This is a genomic window from Streptomyces pyxinae, from assembly GCF_024756275.1.
Lineage (GTDB): Bacteria > Actinomycetota > Actinomycetes > Streptomycetales > Streptomycetaceae > Streptomyces > Streptomyces pyxinae.
Window position 1 is genome coordinate 1 of record NZ_JANUGQ010000018.1, and the last position, 26,195, is coordinate 26,195.

Sequence of the window (26,195 nt, forward strand, 5' to 3'; positions counted from 1 at the left end):
CCGCTTGGCGGCGTACCGCACCAGGGACATGTTCATCTCGATCAGCGTGTTGCGGGCGTACGCGTACGCGTGGGTGCCCTCCTCCACGACCGCGAGCTGCTGGAAGAACAGCTTGCTCAGCTCTCGCGCGTCCTTCGGCGCCAGCGAGCGCGGGTCGGCCACCTCGGGCAGGGCCACGCCCATGTCCGCCGTCCCGGTCTCCGCAAGCACGGTCACCACCGTGTCCGTCGTCGCCGTCGTCATGTCGCGTCCCTCCCCATTCAACAAGGGCATCCTTCTCGTCCCCCGACGAGCCCGTGACCGCCGCCTACCCGGAGCCACGCGTCTCATGCGTACGAATTTCCACCCGGGTTCCGCGCGGCTTCCGCCCGGCCGTCACGGAGTGCGGGACCCGGTCACCGGTGGCCCGGTCCCGCGCCCGTACGCGGTCACTCGACCTGCAGCCCCACCACACAGGTGTCGTCGTCGGTGTCCGCCCTGCTGTGCGCCAGCAGCCGGTCGAGGCGCTGTTCCAGGGAGGCCGTCGACTCGCCCGCGGTGCCCAGCAGATGGGTCAGCGAGTCCTGGAGCGAGGAGTCCCTCCGCTCCACCAGCCCGTCGGTGTACATCAGCAGGGTGTCGCCCGCCGACAGCTGGGCCTCGGCCTCCTCGTACTCCGCCTCCGGCAGGGCGCCGAGCAGTATCCCCCGGATGAGCGGCAGCGTGTCGGTGCGGCCGCCGCTCACCAGGACCGGCGGCAGATGGCCGGCCCGGGCCCAGCGGAGCACCCGGCGCTCCGGGTCGTAGAGCCCGCAGACGGCGGTGGCGGTGACCCGCTCCGTCAGATGGTGGGCCACGATGTTGAGCCAGCTCAGCAGCTGGGCCGGGCCCGCCCCGGTGACGGCGAGGCCGCGCAGCGCGTTCCGCAGGACGATCATGCTGGTGGCGGCCTCGATGCCATGGCCCGCCACATCGCCCACACAGACCAGCACCCGCTTGGACGGCAGCACGAAGGCGTCGTACCAGTCGCCGCCCACCAACTGCTCCTCGCCCGCCGGGCGGTAGCGCACCCCGACCCGCAGTCCGGGGGCGTCCAGCGGACCGCGTGCCGGCGGCATGATGGCGTGCTGGAGCTGGAGGGTGAGCCGGTTGCGCTCCGCCGCCTCCTGCTCGGTGTGGGCCAGCCGGTCCCGGGTCGCGGCGAGCGCCACCTCGGTCCAGTGCTGGGCCGAGATGTCCTGATAGGCGCCCCGCACCTTCAGCAGCCGGGAGTCCGCGTCGAGCACCGGCTCGGCGATCACCCGGACATGCCGGGTCACCCCGTCCGGCCGCATCAGCCGGAACGCCGTGGACGCGGCCCGGCGGTGCTGGAACAGCGTGCGCAGGAACCGGTTGATCGCCACCGCGTCGTCCGGGTGGGCATGGGCCGGCAGCCGCTCCAGCGGGACGGGCGCCGCGGTCGGCGGCAGCCCGTGCAGCAGATGCATCTGCTCGTTCCAGGTGATCTGCCCGGTGACGGCGTGCTCCTCGAAACCACCGATCCGGCCCAGCCGCTGGGCGTGCTGGAGCAGGCTGGCGAGCCGGCCCGACTCGTCCTCGGTGCGCCAGATCAGCAGCACCGCGCCGCCCTGCCGGCTGGCGCTGATGTCCGCGACCGCCTCCAGCGCGACCTGGTCGACCAGCGCCGTCAGGGTCATCCGCCGGGCCCGGAACGGCTCTCCGGTCGCGTAGACCCGTTCGATCGTCTCGAACAGCTCGCTCTTCCCGGCGGCCATCGGGTACGCCTCCAGGAACAGCGCACCGCCGATCGCCCCGCGCGCCCGGCCCGCCGGGTCGATGAAGTGCCCGTTGACATGGTGGATCCGGAAGTCGGTGAGCTGACCGGACCGGTCCAGCTGCGGCAGCAGCACCAGGGCCGGGTCGTGCAGCCCGTCCGCGAGGTCCACCAGTTCCGCCACGTCCCGCTGGACGGCATCGGCCGGTCCGGCGGCGGCCGGGAGCACCGCGGGCCCGGCCTCCAGAGTGTGGGCGCACAGCTCCGCCAGGGCCTCGATCTGCCGCTCGATCTGCGGCGGCTGCGGCGCCAGCGGCTCGGGCCAGCACATCTCCAGGACGCCCAGGATGCGGCCCCCGGTGCCCGCGGGGACGGCCACCCGGCCGCCCTCGGGCACGGCGGCGGCACCGATGGACGGCACCCCCGGCTCCGCGAGCGAGGTGTACCGCACGGCGCGCCGCTCGGTGAGCGCCCGCCGGGCCACCGTCGCCACGCCCGGCGGCACATACCGCCAGCGGGTCGCCTCCTCGGCCGGGAAGCCGGCGTGCCCGGCCAGGGTGAGGGAGGCGTCCGGACCGGCCGCCCAGATGGCGACGGCGGTGGCACCCAGCGGGGCCAGCGCGTGCTCCAGCAGGGACTGGGCCACCGCCTGGGTGTCGCCGGCCGCCAGCGCGCCGCTCTCCGCCGTGCGCAGCCGTACCGCGGCGGCGGCCTCGTCGGCGGCCTCGTCGGCGGCGTCGTCACCGGCCGGATCGGTGGCCGAGACGAATTCGCTCGCCGCCTCCGAGAGCCGGTCGCGGGCCGTGCGGTTGATGATGTCGGCGGCCAGCTCCAGCCGGGAGACCCCCGCCTGCTCGGCCAGGTCCGCCAGTTGCCGGCCGGCCTCGGCCGGACCGCAGCGGAGCCGTTCCACCAGCACGCCCTTGGCCAGTTCGATCAGCGCCCGGCCGTCCGCCGCCGCGTGCGCCGCCCGGACCTCCCGGCGGAGCCGCTCGACGGTGGCCGCCAGCCGCCCGACCGAGGTGACCCGCACCTCCGCCGGCTCCCCGGCCGCCGACGTGCCGCCGGACGGTACGGCCGCCGGCTCCCCGGCCCCGGTCGAGGACGTCCCGGTGCCGGGTCCCACCGGCCGGGGATCGCCGGCCGGTCCCGGGACGTGGGCACCGGTGGGCGCCGTGGCCACCGGCTCCGGGGCCGGCTCGTCGGGGAGCTGCGGAGTCTTCACCGTGCTGCTGCTCCTCGGTGCGACGGAGAGGGGGAGGGGGAGGCCGGCCGGAGACCGTCCGCCCGGCGGCCGGGCGGAGCGGGCGGGCAGGCACCGCCCGCCGGACGGCCCGGTGGGGTGGGCGGGCGGGCGGAGTCCGCCGGACGGTCCCGTGGGGTGGGCGGGCGCGCGGAGCCGGCCGGCCGGAGGCCGCCCCCGGGACGGCAGCCGCCCGCCGGACGGCGGCGGGGGCTCGGCCGGCCGGCGGCCGGACGGCCCGGTCGCGCTTCCGGCCCCGGTCCCGGTCCCGGGGCGCCCGGCCGGGCGACGGCGGTGCGGGGGGTCACGGGGTCAGCCACCGCCGCACACAGGCGATCAGATCGTTGGCGTCCAGCGGCTTGGTCACATAGTCGCTGGCGCCGGCGGCCAGGCACTTCTCCCGGTCGCCCGGCATCGCCTTGGCCGTGACGGCGACGATCGGCAGCCCGGAGTGGGCCGGCATCCCCCGGATCTCCGCGGTGGCGGCGTACCCGTCCATCTCCGGCATCATCACGTCCATCAGGATCAGATCGATCTCCGGATGCCCGCCCAGCGCGTCGATGGCCTTCCGGCCGTTCTCCGCGTGCAGCACCTTGATCCCGTGCATCTCCAGGATGCCGCTGAGCGCGAAGAGGTTGCGGGCGTCGTCGTCGACCACCAGGACGGTACGCCCGGCCAGCGCCGCGTCCGCGTCCTGGGCGGAGAGCTGGTCCGGCTCCTCGGACCGCATCAGCGGCAGGACGTCGCCGGGCTGCTCGGCCGACAGGTGCAGGGCGACCCGCTCGCGCAGCTCGTCCAGGCTGGACAGCAGCTCCAGCGGCCGGTTCCGGGCGTGTGCCACCAGCGCGCGCTCGTGCTCGGCGCTCATCCGGCGGCTGTTGTGGGCCAGCACCGGCACATTGGCCAGCGCCGCGTCACCGGCCAGGTCGGACAGGAAGCGCAGCGCCTCGCCGTCGGCCATGTCCAGATCGAGCACCACGCAGTGGCAGGCGTCCGCGGCCAGCGCGCCGGCCGCCTCCTGGGCGCCGACGACGCCGATCACCTCCACCGCGCCCCGGGAGCCGGTGGCGTCCCCGCTGTCCGCGAGCTCGGCCACCGCGCTCTCGGCCACCAGGGACATCAGCCCGCGCGGACGCTCCTCGACCACCAGCAGTCGGCGGCCGCGGGGCACCGGACGGGCGCCGGGCGGGGTGGGCCGGCGCTCCGCCGGGGGCAGCTCGGCGGTGGCCTGGTCGGCCGGCGGGGGAGTGGTGTGCTCGTCGAACTCCCGGTGGCGCACCGGGAGATAGAGGCTGAAGACGCTGCCCTTGCCCGGGGTGCTCTCGGCGGTGACCGCGCCCCCCAGCAGATAGGCGATCTCCCGGCTGATCGACAGCCCGAGGCCGGTGCCGCCGTACTTGCGGCTGGTGGTGCCGTCCGCCTGCTGGAAGGCGCCGAAGATCGCCTCCAGGTGCTGTTCCGCGATGCCGATGCCGGAGTCCTTGACCCGGAAGACCACCGCCGGGCCGGTGCCGCGCAGGGTCGGCGGCAGCTCCCGGTCCTGGGCGGGCTCGATCCGCAGCTCCACGCCGCCGTTCTCGGTGAACTTCACCGCGTTGGAGAGCAGATTGCGCAGGATCTGCCGCAGCCGGGCGTCGTCGGTGAGCAGGTCCACCGGGGCGCCCGGCGCGGTGGTGATGGCGAAGCTCAGACTCTTCTGGGTGGTCAGCGGCTGGAAGGTGGCCTCCACGTACTCCAGCAGCCGGCGCAGCGGCACCCGCTCCAGATTGAGGTCCATCTTGCCCGCCTCGACCTTCGACAGATCGAGGATGTCGTTGATCAGCTGGAGCAGATCGGAGCCGGCCGAGTGGATGATGCCCGCGTACTCCACCTGCTTGGGGGTGAGGTTGCGGCTCGGGTTCTGGGCGAGCAACTGGGCCAGGATCAGCAGGCTGTTGAGCGGGGTGCGCAGCTCATGGCTCATATTGGCCAGGAACTCCGACTTATACTTCGAGGCCAGCGCCAGCTGCTGGGCGCGTGCCTCCAGCTCGCCCCGGGCCTGCTCGATCTCCAGGTTCTTCGCCTCGATGTCGCTGTTCTGCGCGGCCAGCAGCGCGGCCTTCTCCTCCAGCTCGGCGTTGGAGAGCTGCAACTCCTCCTGGCGCACCTGGAGTTCGCCGGAGCGGGCCTGGAGCTCGGCGGCCAGCCGCTGGGACTCGCCCAGCAGCTCATCGGTGCGGGCGTTGGCGGTGATGGTGCTGACATTGACGCCCACGGTGCCCATCAGCCGCTCCAGAAAGTCCCGGTGGAGCGCGGTGAAGGCGCTGAACGAGGCCAGCTCGATCACGCCGAGCACCTGGTCCTCGACCATGATGGGCAGCACCACCAGGCTGCCGGGGGCGCTGCGGCCGAGGCCCGAGGAGAGCGCCACATAGTCGCCCGGCACGTCCTCGGCGGCGATGACCCGGCGGCTCAGCGCGGCCTGGCCCACCATGGACTCGCCCAGCCGGAAGCGGGCCGTCTCCGGGGAGCCGGCCGGCCGCCCGTAGGCGCCGACCAGGGTCAGCTCGGTGCCGGCGTCGCTCTCCTCGGCCAGGTAGAAGGCGCCGTACTGGGCGTTCACCAGCGGCGTCAGCTCGTCCATGATGTTCGCCGCCACCACGGAGAGGTCCCGGTGGCCCTGCATCAGGCTGGAGAACCGGGCCAGATTGGTCTTCAGCCAGTCCTGCTCCTGGTTGGCCCGGGTCGTCTCGCGCAGCGAGCCCACCATGGAGTTGATGTTGTCCTTGAGCTCCGCCACCTCGCCGGAGGCGTCCACGGTGATCGACCGGGTCAGGTCGCCCTCCGCCACGGCGCTGGTGACCTCCGCGATGGCCCGCACCTGACGCGTGAGGTTCCCGGCCAGCTCGTTGACGTTCTCGGTGAGCCGCTTCCACATGCCGGAGACGCCCTCGACCTCGGCCTGCCCGCCGAGCCGGCCCTCGCTGCCCACCTCCCGGGCGACGCGCGTCACCTCGGCGGCGAACGAGGAGAGCTGGTCGACCATGGTGTTGATGGTGGTCTTCAGCTCCAGGATCTCGCCCCGGGCGTCCACGTCGATCTTCTTCGACAGGTCACCGTTGGCGACGGCGGTGGTGACCAGGGCGATGTTCCGCACCTGACCGGTGAGGTTGTTCGCCATCGAGTTGACGTTGTCGGTGAGGTCCTTCCAGGTGCCGGCCACATTGGGCACCCGGGCCTGGCCGCCGAGGATGCCCTCGGTGCCCACCTCGCGGGCGACGCGCGTCACCTCGTCCGCGAACGCGGAGAGGGTGTCCACCATCGTGTTGATGACGTCGGCGAGCGCCGCCACCTCGCCCTTCGCCTCGACGGTGATCTTCTGTGACAGATCGCCGCGCGCCACGGCGGTGGCCACCTGGGCGATCGAACGCACCTGGCTGGTCAGCTTGGACGCCATGACGTTCACATTGTCGGTGAGGTCCTTCCAGGTGCCGGAGACCCCGCGCACGGTCGCCTGGCCGCCGAGATTGCCCTCGGTCCCCACCTCGCGGGCCACCCGGGTGACCTCGTCCGCGAAGGCGGAGAGCTGGTCGACCATCGTGTTGATGGTCTCCTTCAGCTCCAGGATCTCGCCGCGCGCGTCCACCCGGATCTTCTGCGACAGATCGCCCTGGGCGACCGCGGTGGTCACCTCCGCGATGGAGCGCACCTGGGCGGTGAGGTTGTCCGCCATCACATTGACCGACTCGGTCAGCGCCTTCCAGGTGCCGGAGACGCCCTTGACGTCCGCCTGCCCGCCGAGCCGGCCCTCGGTGCCGACCTCCCGGGCCACCCGGGTGACCTCGTCCGCGAAGGCGGAGAGCTGGTCGACCATCGTGTTGATGGTGTTCTTGAGCTCCAGGATCTCGCCGCGCGCGGTGACGTTGATCTTCTGCGAGAGGTCGCCCTGCGCCACCGCCGTGGCCACCTGGGCGATGGAGCGCACCTGGTTGGTGAGGTTGCCGGCCATGAAGTTCACCGAGTCGGTGAGGTCCCGCCAGGTGCCGGAGACGCCCTTGACGTCCGCCTGCCCGCCGAGGATGCCCTCGGTGCCCACCTCGCGGGCCATCCGGGTGACCTCGTCCGCGAAGGCGGAGAGCTGGTCGACCATGGTGTTGATGGTGTTCTTGAGCTCCAGGATCTCGCCCCGGGCGTCCACCGTGATCTTCTGCGACAGGTCGCCCTTGGCGACGGCGGTGGTCACCTGCGCGATGTTGCGCACCTGGTTGGTGAGGTTGCCGGCCATGAAGTTCACCGAATCGGTGAGATCCCGCCAGACCCCGCCGACGCCCGGCACCTCGGCCTGGCCGCCGAGCCGGCCCTCGCTGCCGACCTCCCGAGCCATCCGGGTGACCTCGTCCGCGAACGAGGAGAGCTGGTCGACCATCGTGTTGACGGTCTCCTTCAGCTCCAGGATCTCGCCGCGCGCGTCCACGTCGATCTTCTGCGACAGGTCGCCCTTGGCGACCGCCGTGGCCACCTGGGCGATGTCCCGCACCTGAGTGGTCAGATTGCCCGCCATCGCGTTGACGGAGTCGGTGAGGTCGGCCCAGGTCCCCGAGACGCCCGGGACCACCGCCTGCCCGCCGAGCGTGCCCTCCGTGCCCACCTCGCGGGAGACCCGGGTCACCTCGGAGGTGAACAGCGAGAGCTGGTCGATCATGCCATTGAAGACGGTGGCGATCTCGCCCATCAGCCCGTCGGCGTCGTCCGGCAGCCGGGTGCCGAAGTCGCCGTCCCGTACCGCCGTCAGCCCGGCCAGCAGCTGCCGCAGCTCCGGCTCACCGACGCCACCGGCGCCGCGCGCGGTGCCTCTCGCCGGCGCCGTACGCGTACCGGTCGTGTCAGCCATGCCAACCTCACTCAGAATCGGGCGCACGAGAGGGTCGTACGGTGCCCCGCCGCCCCTCCGGGCGACCGGGCCGTTGTCCCCCGGTGCTGCGATCCGCCGCCCCACCGGACGGCAAATTCGTCAAAGGCTAGCCCAGAACCCGGGACCCCCACAAAGGGCCGCCGGCCCCGCCCCCGTCCTGCCACCACCCGCCGGAGCGCGCCGGTCCGCGCCTCCGGGCGCTCCGCGCGCCCCCGGGAGGGGACACGGCGCGCGCGCCGGGAGAGCAGGCCCCGGGAGCCCGGAGAAAGGGGATACGGCCATCCGCCCCGGAGCGGCTACGACGCCCCCGCCGGCGCGGCCTGTCGGCGTCGGCGGGGGCACCGCGTACGGCGAGCGGCATGGCCACCGGACGCGACCGCGCCGCCGGGACGGCCGGACCCGGGACGATCGGTTCGGGATGCCGGACCGGGACGATCGGTCCGGAGCGATCGGTCCGGCCTTCCGGACCCGGGCGACCGGACCGCCGTCGGGCCCGGGCCCGGCCGTCCGTGCCCCTTGGCCGGGCGACATCCGGGTGACGGCCGTCCTACAGCCGGGCGACGGTCAGACGACCTCGAACTCCGCCGGGTCGGGGCCGAGGCGCTTGGCCTCGTCCAGCGCGGCGAGCGCGGCCAGGTCGTCGTCGTCCAGCGTGAAGCCGAAGACGTCGATGTTCTCCTGGATGCGCGAGGGCGTCACCGACTTGGGGATGACCACATTGCCCAGCTGGAGGTGCCAGCGGAGCACCACCTGCGCCGGGGTCTTCCCGTACTTCTGGGAGATCGCCACGATGGTCGGTACCTCCAGCAGGCCCTTGCCCTGCCCCAGCGGCGACCACGCCTCGGTGGCGATGCCGTGCCGGGCGTGGAAGGCGCGGGACTCGGCCTGCTGGAGCTGCGGGTGCAGCTCGATCTGGTTGACCGCGGGCACCACCGAGGTCTCGCCGAGCAGCTGCTCCAGGTGCTCGGGCAGGAAGTTGGAGACACCGATGGCCTTGGCGCGGCCGTCCGCCTGGATCTTCTCGAACGCCTTGTAGGTGTCGGTGAACGTGCCCTTGGACGGCATCGGCCAGTGGATCAGGTACAGGTCCACATAGTCGAGGCCGAGCCGGTCGAGCGAGGCGTCGAAGGCGCGGAGCGTGGAGTCGTACCCCTGGTCCGTGTTCCACAGCTTGGTGGTGACGAACAGCTCCTCGCGGGCGATCCCGGAGGCGGCGATGGCCTGGCCGGTGCCCTTCTCGTTCTCATAGATCGCAGCCGTGTCGATGCTGCGGTACCCGGCGTCCAGCGCCGTGCCCACCGCCTTCGCCGCCTCGTCGTCCGGGACCTGCCAGACGCCGAAACCGAGCTGCGGCATGCTGACGCCGTTGTTGAGGCTGATGGAGGGGACCTTGCTCACGAGAGGTCGTTCCTAACGTCGTCTTCCGGTTGGTACGCCCAGCGTCAACGATCACGGCGGGCGGGTTGTTCCCGCCACGCGGAGACGCCTCCGGCCGGGCGGTCCCGGCCCCCGACGTGCCGGAGGAGCGGTGACGAGACGGAGAAGCGGCGCCGTGCCGGGGAGACGGCGGCCCGGCGCGGGAACGGCGGTGGCGCGGCCCGGAACGGCGGCGGTGCGGTCCGGAACGGCGGGGGCCGGGGGGCGGGCCTCAGCGGTACAGCGCCGCTATCTCGCGGGCGTACGCCGCCTCGATCGCCCGCCGCTTCAGCTTCAGCGACGGCGTGAGCAGCCCGTGCTCCTCGCTGAACGGCCGGGCCAGGATCCGGAACGTACGGATCGACTCGGCCTGCGACACCGCCGTGTTGGCGGAGACCACCGCCCGCCGGATCTCCGCCTCCAGCTCCGGGTCGCGCACCAGCTCGGCGGGTGGCGGCTCCGGCCGGTCCCGGAGCGCCAGCCAGTGCGCCACCGCCTCCGGATCGACCGTCACCAGCGCGGCGACGAAGGGCCGGTCGTTGCCGACCACCAGGCACTGGGCCACCAGCGGATGGGCGCAGACCCGCTCCTCCAGGGCCATCGGCGACACGCTCTTGCCGCTCGACGTCACCAGGATCTCCTTCTTCCGGCCGGTGATCGTCAGATAGCCGTCCGCGTCGAGCGATCCCAGGTCCCCGGTGGCCAGCGCGCCGTCCCGCAGCACGGCGGCGGTGGCCTCCGGGTCGCCCAGATATCCGGAGAAGACATGGGGGCCGCGGAGCCACACCTCGCCGTCCTCCGCGATCCGTACCGAGGTGCCCGGTACGGGCGGGCCGACCGTGCCGTACTTGACCCGGCCGGGCGGATTGGCGGTGGCGGCCGACGCCGACTCGGTCAGGCCGTACCCCTCGTACACGGTCACCCCGGCTCCCGCGAAGAACAGCCCGAGCCGGCGGCTCATCGCGGAGCCGCCCGACATGGCGTGCCGCACCCGCCCGCCCAGCGCCTCCCTGACCTTGGCGTACACCACCTTCTCGAAGAACTGGTGCTGGAGCCGGAGCGCCGCCGAGGGGCCGGGGCCCAGGCCGAACGCCTTGTGCTCCTGCGCCTCGGCGTACGCCACCGCCACCTCCACGGCCCGGTCGAACGGGGCCGCCCGGCCCTCGGTCTCCGCCCGGCGCCGGGCGGCCGCGTAGAGCTTCTCGAAGACGTGCGGCACGGCGAGCACGAAGGTCGGGCGGAAGGACGCCAGGTCCGGCAGCAGGGCGCTCGCCGTGAGCGCCGGCTGATGGCCGAGCCGGACCCGTCTCCGTACCGCCGCGACCTCCACCATCCGCCCGAAGACGTGCGCCAGCGGCAGAAAGAGCAGAGTGGACGCCTCCTCGCCCGGCCGGGCGCCGAAGACCTCCTGCCACCGGCCGACCAGGGTGTCCGCCTCGAACATGAAGTGGCCGTGGGTGAGGACGCACCCCTTGGGCCGGCCGGTCGTCCCCGAGGTGTAGATGACGGTCGCCACCGACTCCGGGGTCACCGCCCGCCGGTGCCGGTGCACCACCTCCTCGTCCACCCGCTCGCCCGCCGCCACCAGCGCGGCCACCGCCCCGGCGTCCAGCTGCCAGAGCCGCTGCAGCCGGGGCAGCCGGTCGACCACCGACCCGACCGTCATGGCGTGGTCCTCGTGCTCCACCACGCACGCCGTCACCCCGGCGTCGTGCAGCATCCAGTGCACCTGGTCGGCGGAGGAGGTCGGGTAGACGGGCACCGACTGCGCCCCGACCGTCCACAGCGCGAAGTCGAAGAGCGTCCACTCGTAGCGGGTACGCGCCATCAGCGCCACCCGGTCGCCGAACCGGACGCCCTCCGCCAGCAGCCCCCGGGCCAGTGCCAGTACCTCGTCACGGAACTCCAGCGAGGTCACCTCCCGCCATCGCCCCGCCGCGTCCTTGCGGCTCAGCGCCGCCCGGTGCGGCTCGGTCCGGGCGTGCTCGAACACCGCGTCGGCCAGCCCGCCGACCGGGGGAGCCGTCGGCAGGGGCGGCACAGTGGACTCGCGCAATGGTGCTCCTCGTGGCGCTCTCACAGCGGGGAGTGACCGTACCCCAGACGGGGGCCCGCGGGGAGGGGGTTCGGGTGGACCGGTGGCCGGTGCATCCCCACAGGTCACACCCGCATTCCTGGTCCGGCCGGGCGGACCGGCCGAAATTACTGACCCATGGGTAAGTAGCGGCCCGGCAAATCTCCACAGAATCCGTACGCCCCACCCACCGCCCGGCCGCCGGTCGGGGCGTCCGGCTCCCCCCCCCGGGGGGCGCGGGTGCTTGGCCGGGAATCCGGCGGGCCGGGGCGCCCGGCTCCTCCCAGGCGCGGGTGCGTGGCCCCGGCGGGCCGGCCTCCTCGTTCCCAGGGGACCCGGGGCGTGGGCCGGGCTTCTGGTTCCGGGGCCCCGGCTCCTGTCTCCGGCCGGACCGGGCCCGGCTCCCGCCGGTCCGGGGACCGGGCTCCGGCAGCCGGGCGGCCCGCGCGATGCCCGTGCCCGGCATCCGGCCCCGGGGGTCGAGTTCCGGCTCCGGCGGGCCCGGGTCCGGCATCCGGCGGTCCGGGCGGCTCGTTTCCGTGGGCCCGGGCCCCTGTTCTCAACCGGCCCGGATACGTGGCCTCGGGACGCGGCGGGCCCCGGTTTCCGAGGGCCCGGGCGCCCGGTGCCTGCCCACGGGTCCGGCACCTGGTCTCCGGAGGCCCGGGCACCTGGTTCCGGCGGATCCGGGCCCATGGCACTTGCCCGCAGGTCCGGGACCTGGTCTTCGGAGGCCCGGGACCCGTTTGTGGCGGTTCAGGCCCCTGGCTCCGGCGGGTCCGGGCGCCCGGCTCCCGAAGCTCGGGTGGGTGGCCCGGCGGGTCCGGGCACCTGGTGCCTGCCCGCAGGTCCGGTCCCTGGTTCAGGCGGCCCGGGCCCCCGGTCCTCCAGGGCCGGGCACCTGATTCCGGCGGTCCGGGCCCCGGTCCCGGAGGCTCGGACCCCGGTTCCGGAGGCCCGGGTGGGATCGGGGACCTGCCCCGCCCGGCGGTCGTGATCACCGGGGCCGCTACGGTGCTTCCATGCCCGCACCCGCCACTCCCGCCGCCGCCCTTGCCCGTACCGGCCCGCCGGGGCCCCCGGCCGCGCGGCCTCCGCTCCGGCGCCCCGGCGGAGGCGTACCGGCCGCCGGGATCACGCCCGACCCGGATCCGGCCCCGTGACGCGCTCCTGGATACGCCCCGGCGCGTCCCGCCCCTGCTCCCTGGTCGTCTGCCGGGGCTGCTGCTGCGGCGACGCCCGCAAGCACCCGGGCACCGACCACGCCGGCCAGCTCGACCGGCTGCGCGCCGCGGCCGCCGCCTCCGGTGGCCGGCTGACCGTCCGGACCAGCGACTGCCTCGGTCCCTGCGGCCAGGCCAATGTGGTGGTCGTCCAGCCCTCCGGCGAGGCCCGCCGGCGCGGGGCCCGGGCCGCCTGGGTCGGCTTCACCCTGGACGACGACAGCCTGGACGAGATCCTCGCCTGGGTGGACGCGGGCGGCCCCGGTGTCGCCGAGCCCCCGGCCGGCCTGGCGCTCCAGTTCATCGATCCCCCCGGCCGGGACGCCGCCCGGCGGTAGCCGCCCCGGCACCTCCCCGGGGAGTCGGTGCCTCAGCGGGGCGCGGACGCGTCCCCGGCGGGGGCGTACCCCCGGCCCGGCCCCGGATCCGCCGCCTCGTCCAGGGCGAGCCGCTCCTCGCCCGCGTACACGTTCATGTGCGGCCCGCGCAGAAAGCCGACCAGGGTCATCCCGGTCTTGGCCGCCAGGTCCACGGCGAGCGAGGACGGTGCCGAGACGGCCGCCAGGAACGGGATGCCGGCCATCACCGCCTTCTGCGCCAGCTCGAACGAGGCCCGGCCGGAGACCAGCAGGACGGTCCGCCCCAGCGGCAGCCGCCCCTCCCGCAGGGCCCGGCCGACCAGTTTGTCCACCGCGTTGTGCCGGCCCACGTCCTCCCGTACGTCCAGCAGTTCGCCGTCCGGCGAGAACAGCGCCGCCGCGTGCAGCCCGCCGGTCCGGTCGAAGACCCGCTGCGCCGCGCGGAGCCGGTCCGGCAGCTCCGCCAGCAGCGCCGGCGCGACCCGGAAGTCCGGGGCCCCGGCGAGCGGGAAGCGGGTGGTGGTGCGCACCGCGTCCAGGCTCGCCTTGCCGCACAGCCCGCACGAGGAGGTGGTGTAGACGTTCCGCTCCAGCGTGATGTCCGGCACCGGGACGCCGGGCGCCAGCCGGACGTCCACCACGTTGTAGGTGTTGGAGCCGTCCTCGGCGGCGCCCGCGCAGTAGACGACGTTCCGTACGTCCTCGGCGGCGCCCAGCACGCCCTCGCTGACCAGGAAGCCCACCGCCAGCGCGAAGTCGTCCCCGGGGGTGCGCATGGTGATCGCCAGCGGCCTGCCGTCGAGCCGGATCTCCAGCGGCTCCTCCGCGACCAGGGTGTCCGGCCTGGCGGACACGGCCCCGTCCCGGATCCGGAGCACCCGGCGGCGTTCGGTGACCCGTCCCATGACTTCCGACCCCGCTTCTCCCGGTGCTGCGCCCGGAGTACCCGTACGAACCGACCGTCACATTGTCGCGCACCGGTCCCGCGCCCCGCCGCGTACCGTCCCCCTGGCCTCCTACCGCTCCCCCTCCCCGCCCCGGCCCCGTGTCCCGTCCGCCCATGAGGCGGTTTCTCCAAGCGGAGGCCAGGAATCCTGTCGGGTCACCTGCCTGGTTACCCGCCGGTCGCTGACGAGACTGGTGAGCTTCCGCACGACGAACGAAAAGCAAGGGGGTCCCTGGGCATGACGGGCACTCGTATCGCCGCGCTCGGGCACTACCAGCCCGCCAAGGTGCTCACCAACGCCGATCTGGAGGATCTCGTCGACACCAGCGACGAGTGGATCACCAGCCGGGTGGGCATCCGCACCCGCCACGTGGCGGGCCCGGACGAGCCGGTGGACGAGCTCGCCGCCCACGCGGGCGCCAAGGCGCTGGCCGCCGCCGGGCTGACCCCCGCCGACATCGACCTGGTGCTGGTCGCCACCTCCACCGCCATCGACCGTTCGCCCAACACCGCCGCCCGGGTCGCCGCCCGGCTCGCCATGGGCGCCCCGGCCACCATGGACCTCAATGTGGTCTGCGCGGGCTTCACCCACGCGCTGGCCACCGCCGACCACGCGGTGCGGGCCGGCGCCGCCCGCCGGGCCCTGGTGATCGGCGCCGACAAGATGACCGAGATCACCGACTGGACCGACCGCACCACCTGTGTCCTGGTCGGCGACGGCGCGGGCGCCGCCGTGGTGGAGGCGGCCCCCGAGGCGGCGATTGGCCCGGTGCTCTGGGGCTCCGTTCCCGAGATGGGCCACGCCGTCCGCATCGAGGGCACCCCGCCGAGGTTCGCCCAGGAGGGCCAGGCCGTCTACCGCTGGGCCACCACCCAGCTGCCGCCCATCGCCCGCGCCGTCTGCGAACGGGCCGGAGTGACCCCCGAGGAGCTGGGCGCGGTCGTGCTGCATCAGGCCAACCTGCGGATCATCGAGCCGGTCGCTCGCCGGATCGGTGCCGTCAACGCCGTGATCGCCCGCGACGTCGTGGACTCCGGCAACACCTCGGCCGCCTCCATCCCGATGGCCCTCGCCAAACTGGTCGAGCGCGGCGAGGTCCCCTCCGGCGCCCCCGCCCTGCTCTTCGGCTTCGGCGGCAACCTCTCCTACGCCGGCCAGGTCGTCCGCGTCCCCTGACCCGGCACCCCGCCACGGCGTCCGGCCCGGCACCCCGCCCCGGCGTCCCGGTGACGCTCCGTACCCCCGCCGGCACCCTCCGCCGCGCCACCCCGATTCCCCGCCGCCGACCCACCTGACCACGGCAAACGTGGTCGTGAGCCGCCTCCGACCCCTGGTAGAGTTGTCGATGTCGCCGCGGGGAACACCCCGGAGCGACAGACACCTTGTCCGGGTGGCGGAATGGCAGACGCGCTAGCTTGAGGTGCTAGTGCCCTTTATCGGGCGTGGGGGTTCAAGTCCCCCCTCGGACACCGGCGAAAGACCCCAGTCGATCTGGGGTCTTTCTGCTTTTCCGGAGAGGGGCCCAAGGGGCCGGGGCGGCCGCCCCGGGGATCATGGGGCGAGGAGTGAGTGCGAGCCGTGGAGGTGGCCGTGACGCGGGAGAGTGAGCCGTACGACGTGCTGGTCGTCGGGTCGGCCAATGCCGATCTGGTGATCGGGGTGGAGCGGCGGCCCGGGGCCGGGGAGACGGTGCTGGGGTCGGATCTCGCGACGCACCCGGGCGGGAAGGGGGCCAACCAGGCGGTCGCGGCGGCCCGGCTGGGGGCGCGCACGGGGCTGGTGGGCCGGGTCGGGGAGGACGCGCACGGGCGGCTGCTGCTGGACTCGCTGCGGGCGGCCGGGGTCGACACGGCCGGAGTGCTGGTGGGCGGGGCGCCGACCGGGGTCGCCGTCATCACGGTGGACCCCTCGGGTGACAACAGCATCGTCGTCTCGCCCGGCGCCAACGCGCGGCTGTCCCCCGGTGACATCGCCGCCGCCGGACCGCTGCTCGCCCGGGCACGGGTCGTCTCGACGCAGCTGGAGATCCCGCTCGACACGGTCGCCGCGCTGGTGGACGCCCTCCCGCCGGACGCGCGGCTGGTGCTGAACCCGTCGCCGCCCGCGCCGCTGCCGGACCGGGTGCTGGCCGCCTGCGATCCGCTGGTGGTCAATGAGCACGAGGCCCGGTTCATCCTCGGGGACGCGGCGGGCGGGACGCCGGAGGAGTGGGCGCGGGGGCTGCTGGGGCTCGGGCCGCGCTCGGTGGTGATCACGCTCGGCGCGGCGGGCGCGCTGGCGGCGGACGGCCGTACCGGGGAGCCGGTGCGGGTGGCGAGCCCGGCGGTGACGGCGGTGGACACCACCGGGGCCGGGGATGCCTTCACCGCCGCCCTCGCCTGGCGCCTGGGCCGGGGCGACGACCTCGCTGGCGCCACCGGCTTCGCCGTCCGGGTGGGCGCCGCCGCGGTCACCGCCCGGGGTGCCCAGGAGTCGTATCCGACGGCCGAGCGGGCCGTCGCGCTCTGAGGGACGCGTACGGGGACGGGGCCCGGGTCCGTGCGTACGGGGACGCGGAACCGGGCCCCGTCCGGGGCGGGGGGGCCGTTACCAGCGGCCTTCGACCTGGCGGCCGCCCGAGATGTTGCCGCCGGAGATCTCCGAGCCGCCGGCCGACTCCAGCTCGATGAAGCCGCCCTTGAACCACTCGGTCGCGCTGAAGCTGTTGCAGACGTCGCAGTAGCGGTGATCGCGGTCGTCCCGGCCGCCGCGGTGGTCGTTGTCGTTGCCATTGGCCATGGCGGACGGGGTGCCGAGAGCCATGGCGGCGACGACGAGGGCCGCGCCGGCGAGGGCCTTCTTGATCATCTGATCCTCCGAACTCGGGTTGACGCGCCGCCCGGTCCGTCCGGGCGCTGTCGGAGGAGGCGTTCCCGGGACGGCGGGGGCGCCGCGCGGGACCCGGCCAAGCCCACTCCATCGAGCGGAGCTGGCGGCCGGGCGGATCAGTTCGCCTGGCGCCGTACGCGTTCCTGATGCGGGGCGCCCGCGCCGGCGCTCGGGGTGAGGTTCTTCCGGCGGGCGCGCCGCCGCGCGCCGGGCGCGTGGGGGACGTGGCGGCCGGGGGCGTGCGCCGGGCCGGTCAGCCGAGGTGGGCGGCCAGTTCGGTGACGGCGGCGGGTCCGACCCGGCAGCAGCCGCCGATCAGCCGGGCGCCGGCCTCCCGCCAGCCGGTCACCGGGTCGGCGGAGAAGGTGGCGGGACCGCGCCAGCCTCGGGCCGTCGCGTCCCAGGTCTCCCCGCTGTTCGGGTACACCACGACCGGTTTGCCCGTCACCCGGGCGGCCGTCTCCACGGCGGGCCCGGCGTCCTCCGGGGCGCAGCAGTTCACCCCGACGGCGATGATCTCCGCCGACTCCGCCGCCACCGCGAACGCCTCCGTCAGCGGCTGCCCCGCCCGCGTGCGGTCGCCGGCCACGCTGTACGACAGCCAGGCCGGGACCCCGAGCCCGCGCACCGCCCGGACCAGGGCCCGGCCCTCGTCCGCGTCCGGCACGGTCTCCAGCGCCAGCACGTCGGGCCCGGCGGCGGCCAGCGCTTCGAGCCGGGGGCGGTGGAACCGTTCCAGCTCCCCGGCGCCCAGCCCGTACCGGCCCCGGTACTCCGAGCCGTCGGCCAGCATCGCCCCGTACGGCCCGGCGGAGGCGGCGACCCAGAGCGGCCGGGTGACACCGCTCGCCCGGGCCCGGCGGGCGGCCTCCCGGGCGAGTTCCACACTCCGGCCGAAGAGCGCGCCGGCCCGGTCGCGCGGCACGCCGTGCCGGACGAACCCCGCCAGGGTGGCCTGGTAGGAGGCGGTGGTCGCCACCTGTGCCCCGGCCAGGTAGTAGGCGAGGTGCGCCGCCACCAGCGCCTCCGGTTCCTCGGCCAGCAGCCGGGCCGACCAGAGGGCGCCGCTCAGATCCTGCCCCGCCGCCTGGAGCTGGTTGGAGAGCCCGCCGTCCAGGACGACGCCGGAGCCGGCGGCGAGCGCTTCCGGGAGGGAGGGGTGAGGGGCGGGGCGCGGGGTGGGAGTGCGGGGGGCCATGGGGCCGACGGTAGTCCGGGGCGGGCCGGACCGGGGTGGGGCCTATTCGGACACGGTGCCCGCGGGGCGAACGGTCTGTTCCGGTGCATTTGGCCCGCGCCCGGGGGAGGCGTGGCCCGGCTTCTCGCACCCGGCCCGGGCCCGGGTCGGCGGGGGCGGGCGCGTCCTGGTGCCGGGGCGGACGCGGGGGTGGCGCGGCGGCCGGTCAGCCGGACCGGGCGGCGGCCGGGGACGGGGCCGTGCGTTCCGCCGGGGCCGGTGCGCGGTCCGCGCTGAACAGTACGAACGGTGGGGGTGCTTCCGGTTGTCCGGCCCGGCCGGGGTGCGCGGCCGGGCCGGGCCGGACACCGGGGGCGCGATGCGGGGTGCGGCCGGAGGGGCGCCGGGCGGCGGCTCCTCGTGGCGGGGCGCCGGACGCCGTGCGCGCGGGCGGCGCCGGTAGTGTGCGCGGGGCGCGTGGGAGCGGCCGAAAGGCCACCTTGTCGCCGGGCGGACCGGAGCCCACGATTCCTATTACTCCACCTTGTCAGGCTCATGGCGGGCACCTCGCTCCGCGGTGCCGTCCGCCGTCCGTCCGACAACGCTGTCGGGCCCGTCCACCCAGCGGGCCCCGGATCCCCCCACGGAGGACGTAGTGAAGATCACGCGCATCGCCCGCCCCGGCGGACTCGCGAGAGGCGCCCGGCTGACCGCCGTCGCCGGGGCCCTCCTCGCCACCGCCGCGCTCGCGAGTCCCGGCGCCGCCGCCGCGCCCACCGCCGGCGTCCGGGCCACCACCGCGCAACTCGCCCAGGTGAGCGACGCCGTCCGGACCGCCGATGTGCCGGGCACCGCCTGGTACACCGACGCCGCCTCCGGGAAGCTCGTCGTCACCGCCGACTCCACGGTCACGGCCGCCGAACTCGGCCGGATCAAGGAGGCCGCCGGCAGCCGCGCCGGCGCCCTGGAGATCAAGCGCACCCCCGGTACCCTCCGCAAGCTCATCGCCGGCGGCCAGGCCATCTACACCGGCGGCGCCCGCTGCTCGCTCGGCTTCAACGTCCGCAGCGGCAGCACGTACTACGCCCTGACGGCCGGGCACTGCACCAACAGCGGCAGCACCTGGTACACCAACTCCAGCAACACCACGCTGCTCGGCAACCGCACCGGTTCCAGCTTCCCCAACAACGACTACGGCATCATCCGGCACGCCAATGCCTCGGCGGCGGACGGCCGGGTCTATCTCTACAACGGCAGCTACCAGGACATCACCTCGGCCGGGACCCCGAGCGTCGGGCAGACCGTCCAGCGCAGCGGCAGCACCACCGGCGTGCGCAGCGGGCGGGTCACCGCGCTCAACGCCACCGTCAACTACGGCGGCGGGGACGTGGTGTACGGCCTGATCCAGACCACCGTCTGCGCCGAGCCCGGCGACAGCGGCGGCTCCCTCTTCGCGGGCAGCACGGCGCTCGGACTCACCTCGGGCGGCAGCGGCAACTGCTCCTCCGGCGGTACGACCTTCTTCCAGCCGGTGACCGAGGCGCTCAGCGCCTACGGGGTGAGCGTCTTCTAGGCGGGCGGCTCCTCCGGGGCCGTTCGTTTCCTCTTCGCTCGCTCGCTGCCGTCCGGGCCGGCGGTCCGCCGTGTGCGGCCGCCGGCTCGCGGGGTTCAGCGGGGGAGGGGCGGGGTGGCGGAGAGCGCCGCGGCGAGCTGGGCGCGGGAGCGGACGTCGAGCTTCTGGTAGATCCGGGTCAGCCGGGCCTCGACCGTCTTCACGCTCAGATACAGCCGGGCCGCCGCCTCCTGGTTGCTGGCGCCCTCCCCGACCAGCCGGGCCAGATGCAGTTCGGCCTCGGTGAGCCGGGCGAGGGCGTCGCCGGGCGCCGGGGCCGGGACGGAGCCGGCCGGGTTCTCGGCGGTCAGGGCCAGCCAGGGCACGGCACCGGCCCGTTCCAGGAGCGCGGCCGCCGTCTGGAGCGCCTGGTGAGCGGCCGACCGCCGGCGGCGGCGGCGCTCCACCCGGGCCAGCGCGATCAGGCAGCGGCCCTGTTCCAGCACCAGGCCGTGCCCGCCGAAACGGTCCGCCGTCTCCGCGAGCAGCGCGGCCGCCTCGTCGGCCTTGCCGCCCGCCGCCAGGCAGAGCGCGTACACCCGGTCGGCGCCCAGCAGCACCGTCGTACGCCCCAATCGCTCGGCGACCGGGCCCAGATCGGCCAGCAGCGCCCGGGCCTCGTCCACCGCGTCCGCCCCGGCCAAAGCCTCGGCCAGCTCCTCGTGCCAGCGGAGCATCGAGGGATCGACCACGCTCTGGGCGGCCTCGTTGTCGCGGGTCCGGCGCAGTGACTCCAGGGCCCCGGTCACATCGCCGGTGATCAGCTGCACCCGCCCCAGCGCGTAGAGGCTGCGGGAGAGGAAGACATGGTCGCCCTCCTCCTCCGAGGCGCGGACGCTGCGCCGGGCATAGCCGGCCGCCCGGGCGAAGCTGCCGCCCGCCGTCTCGGCCAGCGCCAGGGTGTACCAGGCGGGCCCCGGTGAGAGCCCCGCCTCCAGGGTGAGCGCCAGCGACCGGTGGGCATGGGCCAGGGCGGCCGCGCACTGCCCGAGCCGGGCCTCCACGGCGGCGAGCGTGTGCAACAGCTCGATGGCGTCCTCCACCGGTCCGCGCCGCTCCACCAGCGGCAGCAGGGCGTGCGCCTGGGACCTGGCCTCGGTGAGCCGGTCGTCGAAGAGGGCGTGCCGGATGGTCAGGATCTGGGCCGAGTTGCGCACCCCCAGCGGCCGGCCGGCCATCTCCAGCTCCCGGGCCTCGGCCAGGGTCCGCTCGGCCTCCGGCGAGCCCAGCGCCCGGTCGATCCGGGCCTGCTGGGTGAGCGCGGCGGCGGCGGTGTGCCGGTCGTCCACCGAGCGGGCCAGGGCGGCGGCGGTGACGGCGGCGGCCCTGGCCCGTACCGGGTCACCGTCGGCCAGCATGTGCTTGAAGATGAGCCGGAGCAGCACCCCGGCGCGCAGCCCCGGATCGTCCGCCGAGTCCTCGGTGGCGTGCACGAACAGCTCGTCCAGATCGGTGAGCCCCTGGCCCGCCGTGTCCAGCACCGCCAGCCGCACCCGGACCCGGTCGGCGGGCGCCGCCTCCCGGGCCAGCAGTTCGCCGGCGGCCCGCAGCGCGAGGTCGGCGCGGGCGGCTCTGGCCGCCTCCTCGGCGGCGTCCACCAGCCGGGCCAGCCGCCTGGGGGCCTGCCCGGCCGGGGTGGTCTCGGCCGCGAGCAGGGCCAGTTCGGCGGCGAGCGCGCTGTTGCCGCGCCGCCGGGCGGTGTCGGCCGCCTCCGCCACCCGCGCGGCCAGCTCGCCGTCCGGTACGTCGGTGGCGAGCGCCCGGTGGCGGACCGCCTCCACCGGGTCGTCCACCACCCCGGCGAGCGCGGCGTGGCCCCGGCCGCGGTCGGCCCAGCTGGTGTCGTGGACCAGCGTGGACGGCAGCAGTCCGGCCGTGAAGGCGACCGTGCCGTCCTCGGTGAGCGAGACGAGCCCGGCCCGCTCGGCCGCCGCCAGCTCGGCCTCGGCCAGCGGCCGCCCGGCCCGGCGGATCAGGGTGGCGGTCGGGCGCAGCGCCAGGGCGGCGAGCAGCAGGGTGGACCGTACGGCGGGTGAGGCGACGGCCAGCATCCGGCGGGCCACGTCCCTCGCCCGGCCGGAGAGCGGCAGCGCGTCGGCGTGGTGCACGGGGGTCCGGGAGTCGGCCAGCGACCGGCCGACCGCCAGGGCGAGCCGGGCGTTGCCGCCGCTCGCCCGGTGGATGCGGCCGGCCATCCGGGACGGCAGCCGGTGGTGCACCAGCAGCTCGGCGATCTCGTCGGCCTGGAGCGGCGGCACCAGGAGCACATCGGCCTCCGACGCCACCCAGAGGGTGAGCGGGGCCCCGGCGGCGCCGTACGGCGGGATCTCGGCCGGGGTGGCCCCAGGACCGTCGGCCGGGCCAGGGACGCGCGGGGGGTTCGGGGGCCCCGCGGTGGCCGGGGGCCCCTCCGGGCAGGCGGCGGCCCCGGGGCGCCCGGAGGCTCCCGGGTACTCCGGCGGGTCCGGGTGCTGCCGCGGCTCGGGCGCCGCGTTCTCGGGGCCGTACGGTGCCGGGGTCTCCACCGCCACGACCCGTAGCGCGGGCGGGGCCAGGTGCAGCGCGAAGCGCAGCAGGTCGGCGCTGACCGGGTCGATCCGCTGGGCGTCGTCGACCACCAGCAGCACCGGCCCGCGCTCGGCCAGGGTGCGAAGGACGCGGGCGACGCCGAGCCGCAGGGCCACCGGGTCCCAGCCGTCCGCCGGAGCGGCGGCCTCCCGGCAGAGCACCGCCACGGCCGCCCGCTGGGGCCCCGGCAGTCCCGCCAGCGCCCCGGGTGGCACCGAGGCGACCAGTGCCGCGGCGGCGGCGCCGGTCATCTCCCGGTCGGCGGGCTGCGGAGCCAGCCGCAGCACCGTCTCGCCGCGTGAGACGGCCCGGTCGGCCAGCGCTCCGGCCACCTCGGTCTTGCCCACTCCGGGCGCCCCGGTGAGCAGCGCCCGGCCCCGGTTGCGGAGGACGGTTTCCAGCCGCTGGAGCAGCTCCGAACGGCCGATCGGAGCGGGCCGCGCGGCGGACTCGCCGGCCGGGGACCGCGTGGCTCGGTACGGCGCCGACCTCATCCGCCACCCCCTCCGGCCCCTGGCGTCGGCGCCGGTCCGCGCCTCGCCGAAATGTGTGCTCGCCAGCAGAGGATACGAACTCGGCCACCGGAGTCCAGGTGTGCTGTCCGGAATGTGGGACGCGGGGCCGGTGGGGGCGAGGGAGCCGGGGCCCCGGGGCGGGGCGGGAACGCCGGAGGGGCGTACCGGTGGGCGGGGTGCCGCCGGTACGCCCCTCGGAGAAGCGGGCCGGGTTCCCGGGGTGGGGAAGGACTCCGGGAACCCGGCCGGGGCCGGGACCTGACCGGGGCCGGGGCCGGGAACGAGGCTCGGAACCGGGGCCGGGGCCGGGGGCGCGGCTCGGAAGGCTCAGAGGACTCAGAGGACTCAGAGGACTCAGAGGACTCAGAGGACTCAGAGGGTCCAGAGGGCCCAGAGGGCTCAGAAGGTGAGGCCCCAGGAGTCGAGGTAGCCGGTGTCGCCGGCGGCCACGTCCTGGACGCGGAGCTTCCAGGTGCCGTTCGCCGCCTCGGACGAGGCGTTCACGGAGTAGGACGCGAGCACGTTGTCGGCCGAGTCGCCGGAGGCGGAGTTCTTCAGCCGGTAGGCGGTGCCGTCCGGTGCCACCAGGTCCAGGACCAGGTCACCCCGGTAGCTGTGCTTGATGTCCACGTCCACCTTGAGCGCCGCCGGAGCGTTGCCGCTGATCCCGCTGACGGTGATCGGCGAGGTCACGGTGGCGTTGTCGGCGATGGTCACGTCCGCCGTGTTGCTGAAGGCGGTACCCGGGTTCGGGGTACCGCCGCCGGTCACGGCGGCCACCGTCTTCGCCGCGTCCGCGATACCGGTGCCGCAGCCGCCGGAGCAGACGCCGGGCAGCGGCCGGGCGTTCTCCTTGATGGCCGACTCGATCTGGGCCGGGGTGAGGGAGTTCTTCGCGGACTTGAGCAGTGCCGCCAGGCCCGCGATGTGCGGGGCGGCCATCGAAGTGCCCTGGTACGGCTTGTAGTTCTCGGCCGCCTGGGTGGTGGCGCCCGAGTTCAGTGTGGAGAGAATGCCGTTCTGCGGGGTGGTGACCGTGCCGGGGGTGTCGGTGGCGCGCCGGGTCTCGCCGCCGGGGGCCGCCACGTCCACGATGGAGCCGAAGTTGGAGTAGAACGAGCGGGCGCCGTCCCGGTTGGTGGACGCCACGGTGACCACGTTCGGGCAGTTGGCGGGCGAGAAGCCCGAGGCGTCGGCGTTGCTGTTGCCCGCCGCCACGACGACGGTGGTGCCGCGCGACACGGCTCCGTCGATGGCTGAGCGGTAGACGCTCGGGCAGGACGAACTGGGGCCGCCGAGGCTGAGGTTGATGACCCGGGCCGGGGTCGGGTTGGCCGCCAGGCCGGGCACCGAGCCGCCGGACGCCCAGGTGATGGCGTCCGCGATGTCCGAGGAGGCGCCACCGCACTTGCCGAGCACCCGGACCGGCTGCACCTTCGCCCCGTACGCGATGCCCGCGACGCCCTTGGCGTTCCGGGTGACCGCGGCGATGGTGCCCGCCACATGGGTGCCGTGCCAGGAGGAGCCGGACGCCTTGGAGTCGGTGCCGCACTCGCCGTCGGTGGCCGTCCAGTCGCCCTCGTCCTTGGGGTCGTTGTCCCGGCCGCCGCCGTCGCGCGAGGTGGCGGAGCTGGAGATGAAGTCGTAGCCGGGGACGATGTTTCCGGCCAGGTCCGAGTGGGCCGCGTACCCGGTGTCGATCACCGCCACCGTGACGCCGCTGCCGGTGGTCTTGTCCCAGGCCGCCGGTACGTTCATGCCGCCGGTGGGCTCGAAGAGGTCCCACTGCTTGGCGTACTCGGTGTCGTCGGGGGTGACGGCGAGCGGGTAGGCGCGGATGTCGGGCTCCACCGACGCGACGGCCGGGTCGGCCCGGAAGGCGCTCATGACCTCGCCGAGGGACCGCTGATCGGTGGTGGCCGGGCCGAGGTCGACCAGCGCGCCGCCGCCGGCCAGCCGGCGCTCGAAGGTGAGCTTCTCGCCGGTCTCGGCGGCCTTCTCGGTGGCGTCACCGCGGGCCGCGTCGTTCGATGTGGCCTCTGCGGTACGGGACTTGTAGGTCACGATGACCTTGTCGACGGGCGCCCCGGCGGGGGTGGCGATGGCGGCCGGGGCCGCCGGGTGGGGCGTGGCGGTGGCGGTGGCGGCCGGGGCCGCCGGGCGGGGCTGGGGGGTGGCCTCCGCGGCGAGGGCCACCGAGGAGGTGGCGGCGACGCCGACGATCGTGGCACTGGCGGCCACGACGGATATGAGTCTCCGTCTGGAACCGATCAAGGTGTTCCCTTTCCGGGGCAGCTCCGGCGACTCCCGGAGCGGCGACACGGCGCACGGACGCCGAGGTGGAGCGCGGAGCGCGGCAGGCGGGGCGCGGGACCGCGGAGCAGCCGTGGGGGTGGCACTCCGATGTCCCCGGGCCGGGTATGCCCGTGCGCGCCGCCGCCGGCCCGCGGACGGCTCCTCGCGGAGCCGCCCCCGGCGGGCCTCGTGCGCGGTGCGCCTGTCTGGCAGTGGATGGCCAGAAAACGGGATCCGCCGGTGCGCCAGACAGTAGGGAAACCTTGGATGACGCCGATACGGGGAAAACCCTTGTCCCCTCCCCGCGCTGCCCCTGGGGACGAGGCGGGGGTGCGGTGGGTGGTGCGGGTGCGCGGTGCTGTGGGGCGCGCGGTGGGTGGTGCGGTGCGGTTCCGTACGCGGTGCGCGCCTGTGCGCGGTGGGGGTGCGGTGGTGCCTGTCCGTGCGCGGTGCGCTGCCGTGGTGCGGTGCGCGCTGGTGGAGGTGCCGCCGTGGTGCGGCACGGGGCCGTGCGCTGCCGCGCTGTTGTGGGGTGGGTGGTGCGGTGCGCCTGGTGGGTGGGGCGTCGCGGGTCTGTGCGCGGTGCGGGTGGTGTGCCGCCGGTGGGATGGGGGCGTGGCCCCTCCGGGCTCACCTCCTCGGAGCCGGCGGAACAACCGTTACGGGGGTGAGTGGGCCGGGTATGACCACCGTCTCCTGCGGGGGCGACCCTGGGCGCCCCCACCCCGGGCCGTCACTCCCGTGTCCGTGCGTGTCCGTGCGTGGGTGACTGGGCCTCTGGGGGCCCGCCCGGGGCTGTCACCCCGTGTCCGTGGGTGGGTGGCCGGGCATCTTCGGCCGGTGCCGTCCCACACGCGTGGGCGGGGCCGTCCTGCGGGCGCGCCGGGTCAGAGGCGGGAGCGGATGTCGCCGGGGAGGGACCAGTCCGGGGTGCTGCCGGTGAGCTGGCAGACCAGGAGGTACAGGGGGATGGGCGGGGTGTACGGGGAGGTGCTGTCCGGTCGGTGGATGAGCCGGGGCCGGCGGTTGGGGATGCGGCCGGCGGGGGCGTAGCAGGAGGGGAGCGGCCAGCGGAGGTCGGCGTCGGAGCCGGCCGGTACGATCCACCACCACCATTCGGGGTCGGCGAAGACCAGCCCGTTGCCCGGGAGCCGGGACATCAGCCGGAAGCCGTAGCGGGCGGGCAGCCCCACCGCGTCGTGACCGAGGGTCGCGGGGAGTGACGGGGGCGGCGTCAGCCGCAGCTCGCCCCGG

The 26,195-nt window shown here is 75.2% G+C and carries 14 protein-coding genes, 1 tRNA gene and 1 pseudogene; 5 read left to right on the forward strand and 11 right to left on the reverse strand.

Annotated features, from left to right (window positions below; translation table 11 throughout):
* The 5 genes and pseudogenes from NX801_RS20200 to NX801_RS20220 all read right to left on the reverse strand — a co-directional run.
* Window positions 1-183: pseudogene (locus tag NX801_RS20200) on the reverse strand (RNA polymerase sigma factor SigF); the annotation flags it as partial.
* Between the two features lie 245 nt (window positions 184-428).
* Window positions 429-2,978: a SpoIIE family protein phosphatase gene (locus NX801_RS20205; protein ID WP_258789203.1), complete on the reverse strand. Its 2,550-nt coding sequence runs from the start codon at window positions 2,976-2,978 to the stop codon at window positions 429-431.
* A gap of 322 nt (window positions 2,979-3,300) precedes the next feature.
* Entirely contained in the window at window positions 3,301-7,866 is a 4,566-nt protein-coding gene (locus NX801_RS20210) for a HAMP domain-containing protein (protein WP_258789204.1), read from the reverse strand.
* A gap of 585 nt (window positions 7,867-8,451) precedes the next feature.
* The gene (locus tag NX801_RS20215; RefSeq protein ID WP_258789205.1) at window positions 8,452-9,285 is read right to left on the reverse strand and encodes an aldo/keto reductase; all 834 of its coding nucleotides are present in this window, start codon (window positions 9,283-9,285) and stop codon (window positions 8,452-8,454) included.
* Between the two features lie 250 nt (window positions 9,286-9,535).
* The gene (locus NX801_RS20220; protein ID WP_258789320.1) at window positions 9,536-11,335 is read right to left on the reverse strand and encodes an AMP-dependent synthetase/ligase; all 1,800 of its coding nucleotides are present in this window, start codon (window positions 11,333-11,335) and stop codon (window positions 9,536-9,538) included.
* A 1,201-nt stretch (window positions 11,336-12,536) separates the two neighbouring features.
* Between NX801_RS20220 and NX801_RS20225 the strand changes: the two genes are divergently transcribed.
* A complete protein-coding gene (locus NX801_RS20225) occupies window positions 12,537-12,938 on the forward strand; it encodes a (2Fe-2S) ferredoxin domain-containing protein (RefSeq protein WP_258789206.1) in 402 nt (133 codons plus the stop codon).
* A gap of 32 nt (window positions 12,939-12,970) precedes the next feature.
* Here NX801_RS20225 and fdhD read toward each other — a convergent pair whose 3' ends face one another.
* Entirely contained in the window at window positions 12,971-13,864 is an 894-nt protein-coding gene (gene fdhD / locus NX801_RS20230; protein WP_258789207.1) for a formate dehydrogenase accessory sulfurtransferase FdhD, read from the reverse strand.
* Window positions 13,865-14,143: 279 nt separating this feature from the next.
* On the opposite strand from fdhD, the gene NX801_RS20235 reads away from it, so the two are divergent.
* From NX801_RS20235 to NX801_RS20245, 3 genes are all read left to right on the forward strand, one after another.
* A complete protein-coding gene (locus NX801_RS20235) occupies window positions 14,144-15,082 on the forward strand; it encodes a beta-ketoacyl-ACP synthase 3 (protein ID WP_258789209.1) in 939 nt (312 codons plus the stop codon).
* Between the two features lie 208 nt (window positions 15,083-15,290).
* Window positions 15,291-15,375: transfer RNA gene (locus NX801_RS20240), tRNA-Leu, on the forward strand.
* Window positions 15,376-15,496: 121 nt separating this feature from the next.
* Entirely contained in the window at window positions 15,497-16,414 is a 918-nt protein-coding gene (locus NX801_RS20245; protein ID WP_258789211.1) for a ribokinase, read from the forward strand.
* A 78-nt stretch (window positions 16,415-16,492) separates the two neighbouring features.
* On the opposite strand, the gene NX801_RS20250 is transcribed toward NX801_RS20245, so the two are convergent.
* Both NX801_RS20250 and mmuM read right to left on the reverse strand, forming a co-directional pair.
* Window positions 16,493-16,753, reverse strand: coding sequence for a hypothetical protein (locus NX801_RS20250; protein ID WP_258789212.1), 261 nt, complete (start codon window positions 16,751-16,753; stop codon window positions 16,493-16,495).
* A gap of 274 nt (window positions 16,754-17,027) precedes the next feature.
* Complete coding sequence (mmuM, locus tag NX801_RS20255; RefSeq protein WP_258789213.1) at window positions 17,028-17,972, reverse strand: homocysteine S-methyltransferase; 945 nt, start codon at window positions 17,970-17,972, stop codon at window positions 17,028-17,030.
* Window positions 17,973-18,606: 634 nt separating this feature from the next.
* Between mmuM and NX801_RS20260 the strand changes: the two genes are divergently transcribed.
* Complete coding sequence (locus tag NX801_RS20260; RefSeq protein ID WP_258789214.1) at window positions 18,607-19,524, forward strand: S1 family peptidase; 918 nt, start codon at window positions 18,607-18,609, stop codon at window positions 19,522-19,524.
* 95 nt (window positions 19,525-19,619) lie between these two features.
* Here NX801_RS20260 and NX801_RS20265 read toward each other — a convergent pair whose 3' ends face one another.
* From NX801_RS20265 to NX801_RS20275, 3 genes are all read right to left on the reverse strand, one after another.
* Window positions 19,620-22,625, reverse strand: a complete 3,006-nt coding sequence (locus NX801_RS20265) for an AAA family ATPase (RefSeq protein ID WP_258789215.1) — start codon at window positions 22,623-22,625, stop codon at window positions 19,620-19,622.
* A 420-nt stretch (window positions 22,626-23,045) separates the two neighbouring features.
* On the reverse strand, window positions 23,046-24,887 hold the full coding sequence (locus tag NX801_RS20270; RefSeq protein WP_258789216.1) for a S8 family peptidase: 1,842 nt from the start codon (window positions 24,885-24,887) through the stop codon (window positions 23,046-23,048).
* Between the two features lie 941 nt (window positions 24,888-25,828).
* Entirely contained in the window at window positions 25,829-26,185 is a 357-nt protein-coding gene (locus NX801_RS20275; RefSeq protein WP_258789321.1) for a hypothetical protein, read from the reverse strand.
* Window positions 26,186-26,195 lie beyond the last annotated feature (10 nt).

Bases quoted from the DNA above. Each gene is read 5' to 3' on its own strand.
- NX801_RS20210 (WP_258789204.1), bottom strand. From the start codon at position 7,866: ATGGCTGACACGACCGGTACGCGTACGGCGCCGGCGAGAGGCACCGCG.
- fdhD (WP_258789207.1), bottom strand. From the start codon at position 13,864: ATGGGACGGGTCACCGAACGCCGCCGGGTGCTCCGGATCCGGGACGGG.
- NX801_RS20235 (WP_258789209.1), top strand. From the start codon at position 14,144: ATGACGGGCACTCGTATCGCCGCGCTCGGGCACTACCAGCCCGCCAAG.
- NX801_RS20250 (WP_258789212.1), bottom strand. From the start codon at position 16,753: ATGATCAAGAAGGCCCTCGCCGGCGCGGCCCTCGTCGTCGCCGCCATG.
- mmuM (WP_258789213.1), bottom strand. From the start codon at position 17,972: ATGGCCCCCCGCACTCCCACCCCGCGCCCCGCCCCTCACCCCTCCCTC.
- NX801_RS20265 (WP_258789215.1), bottom strand. From the start codon at position 22,625: ATGAGGTCGGCGCCGTACCGAGCCACGCGGTCCCCGGCCGGCGAGTCC.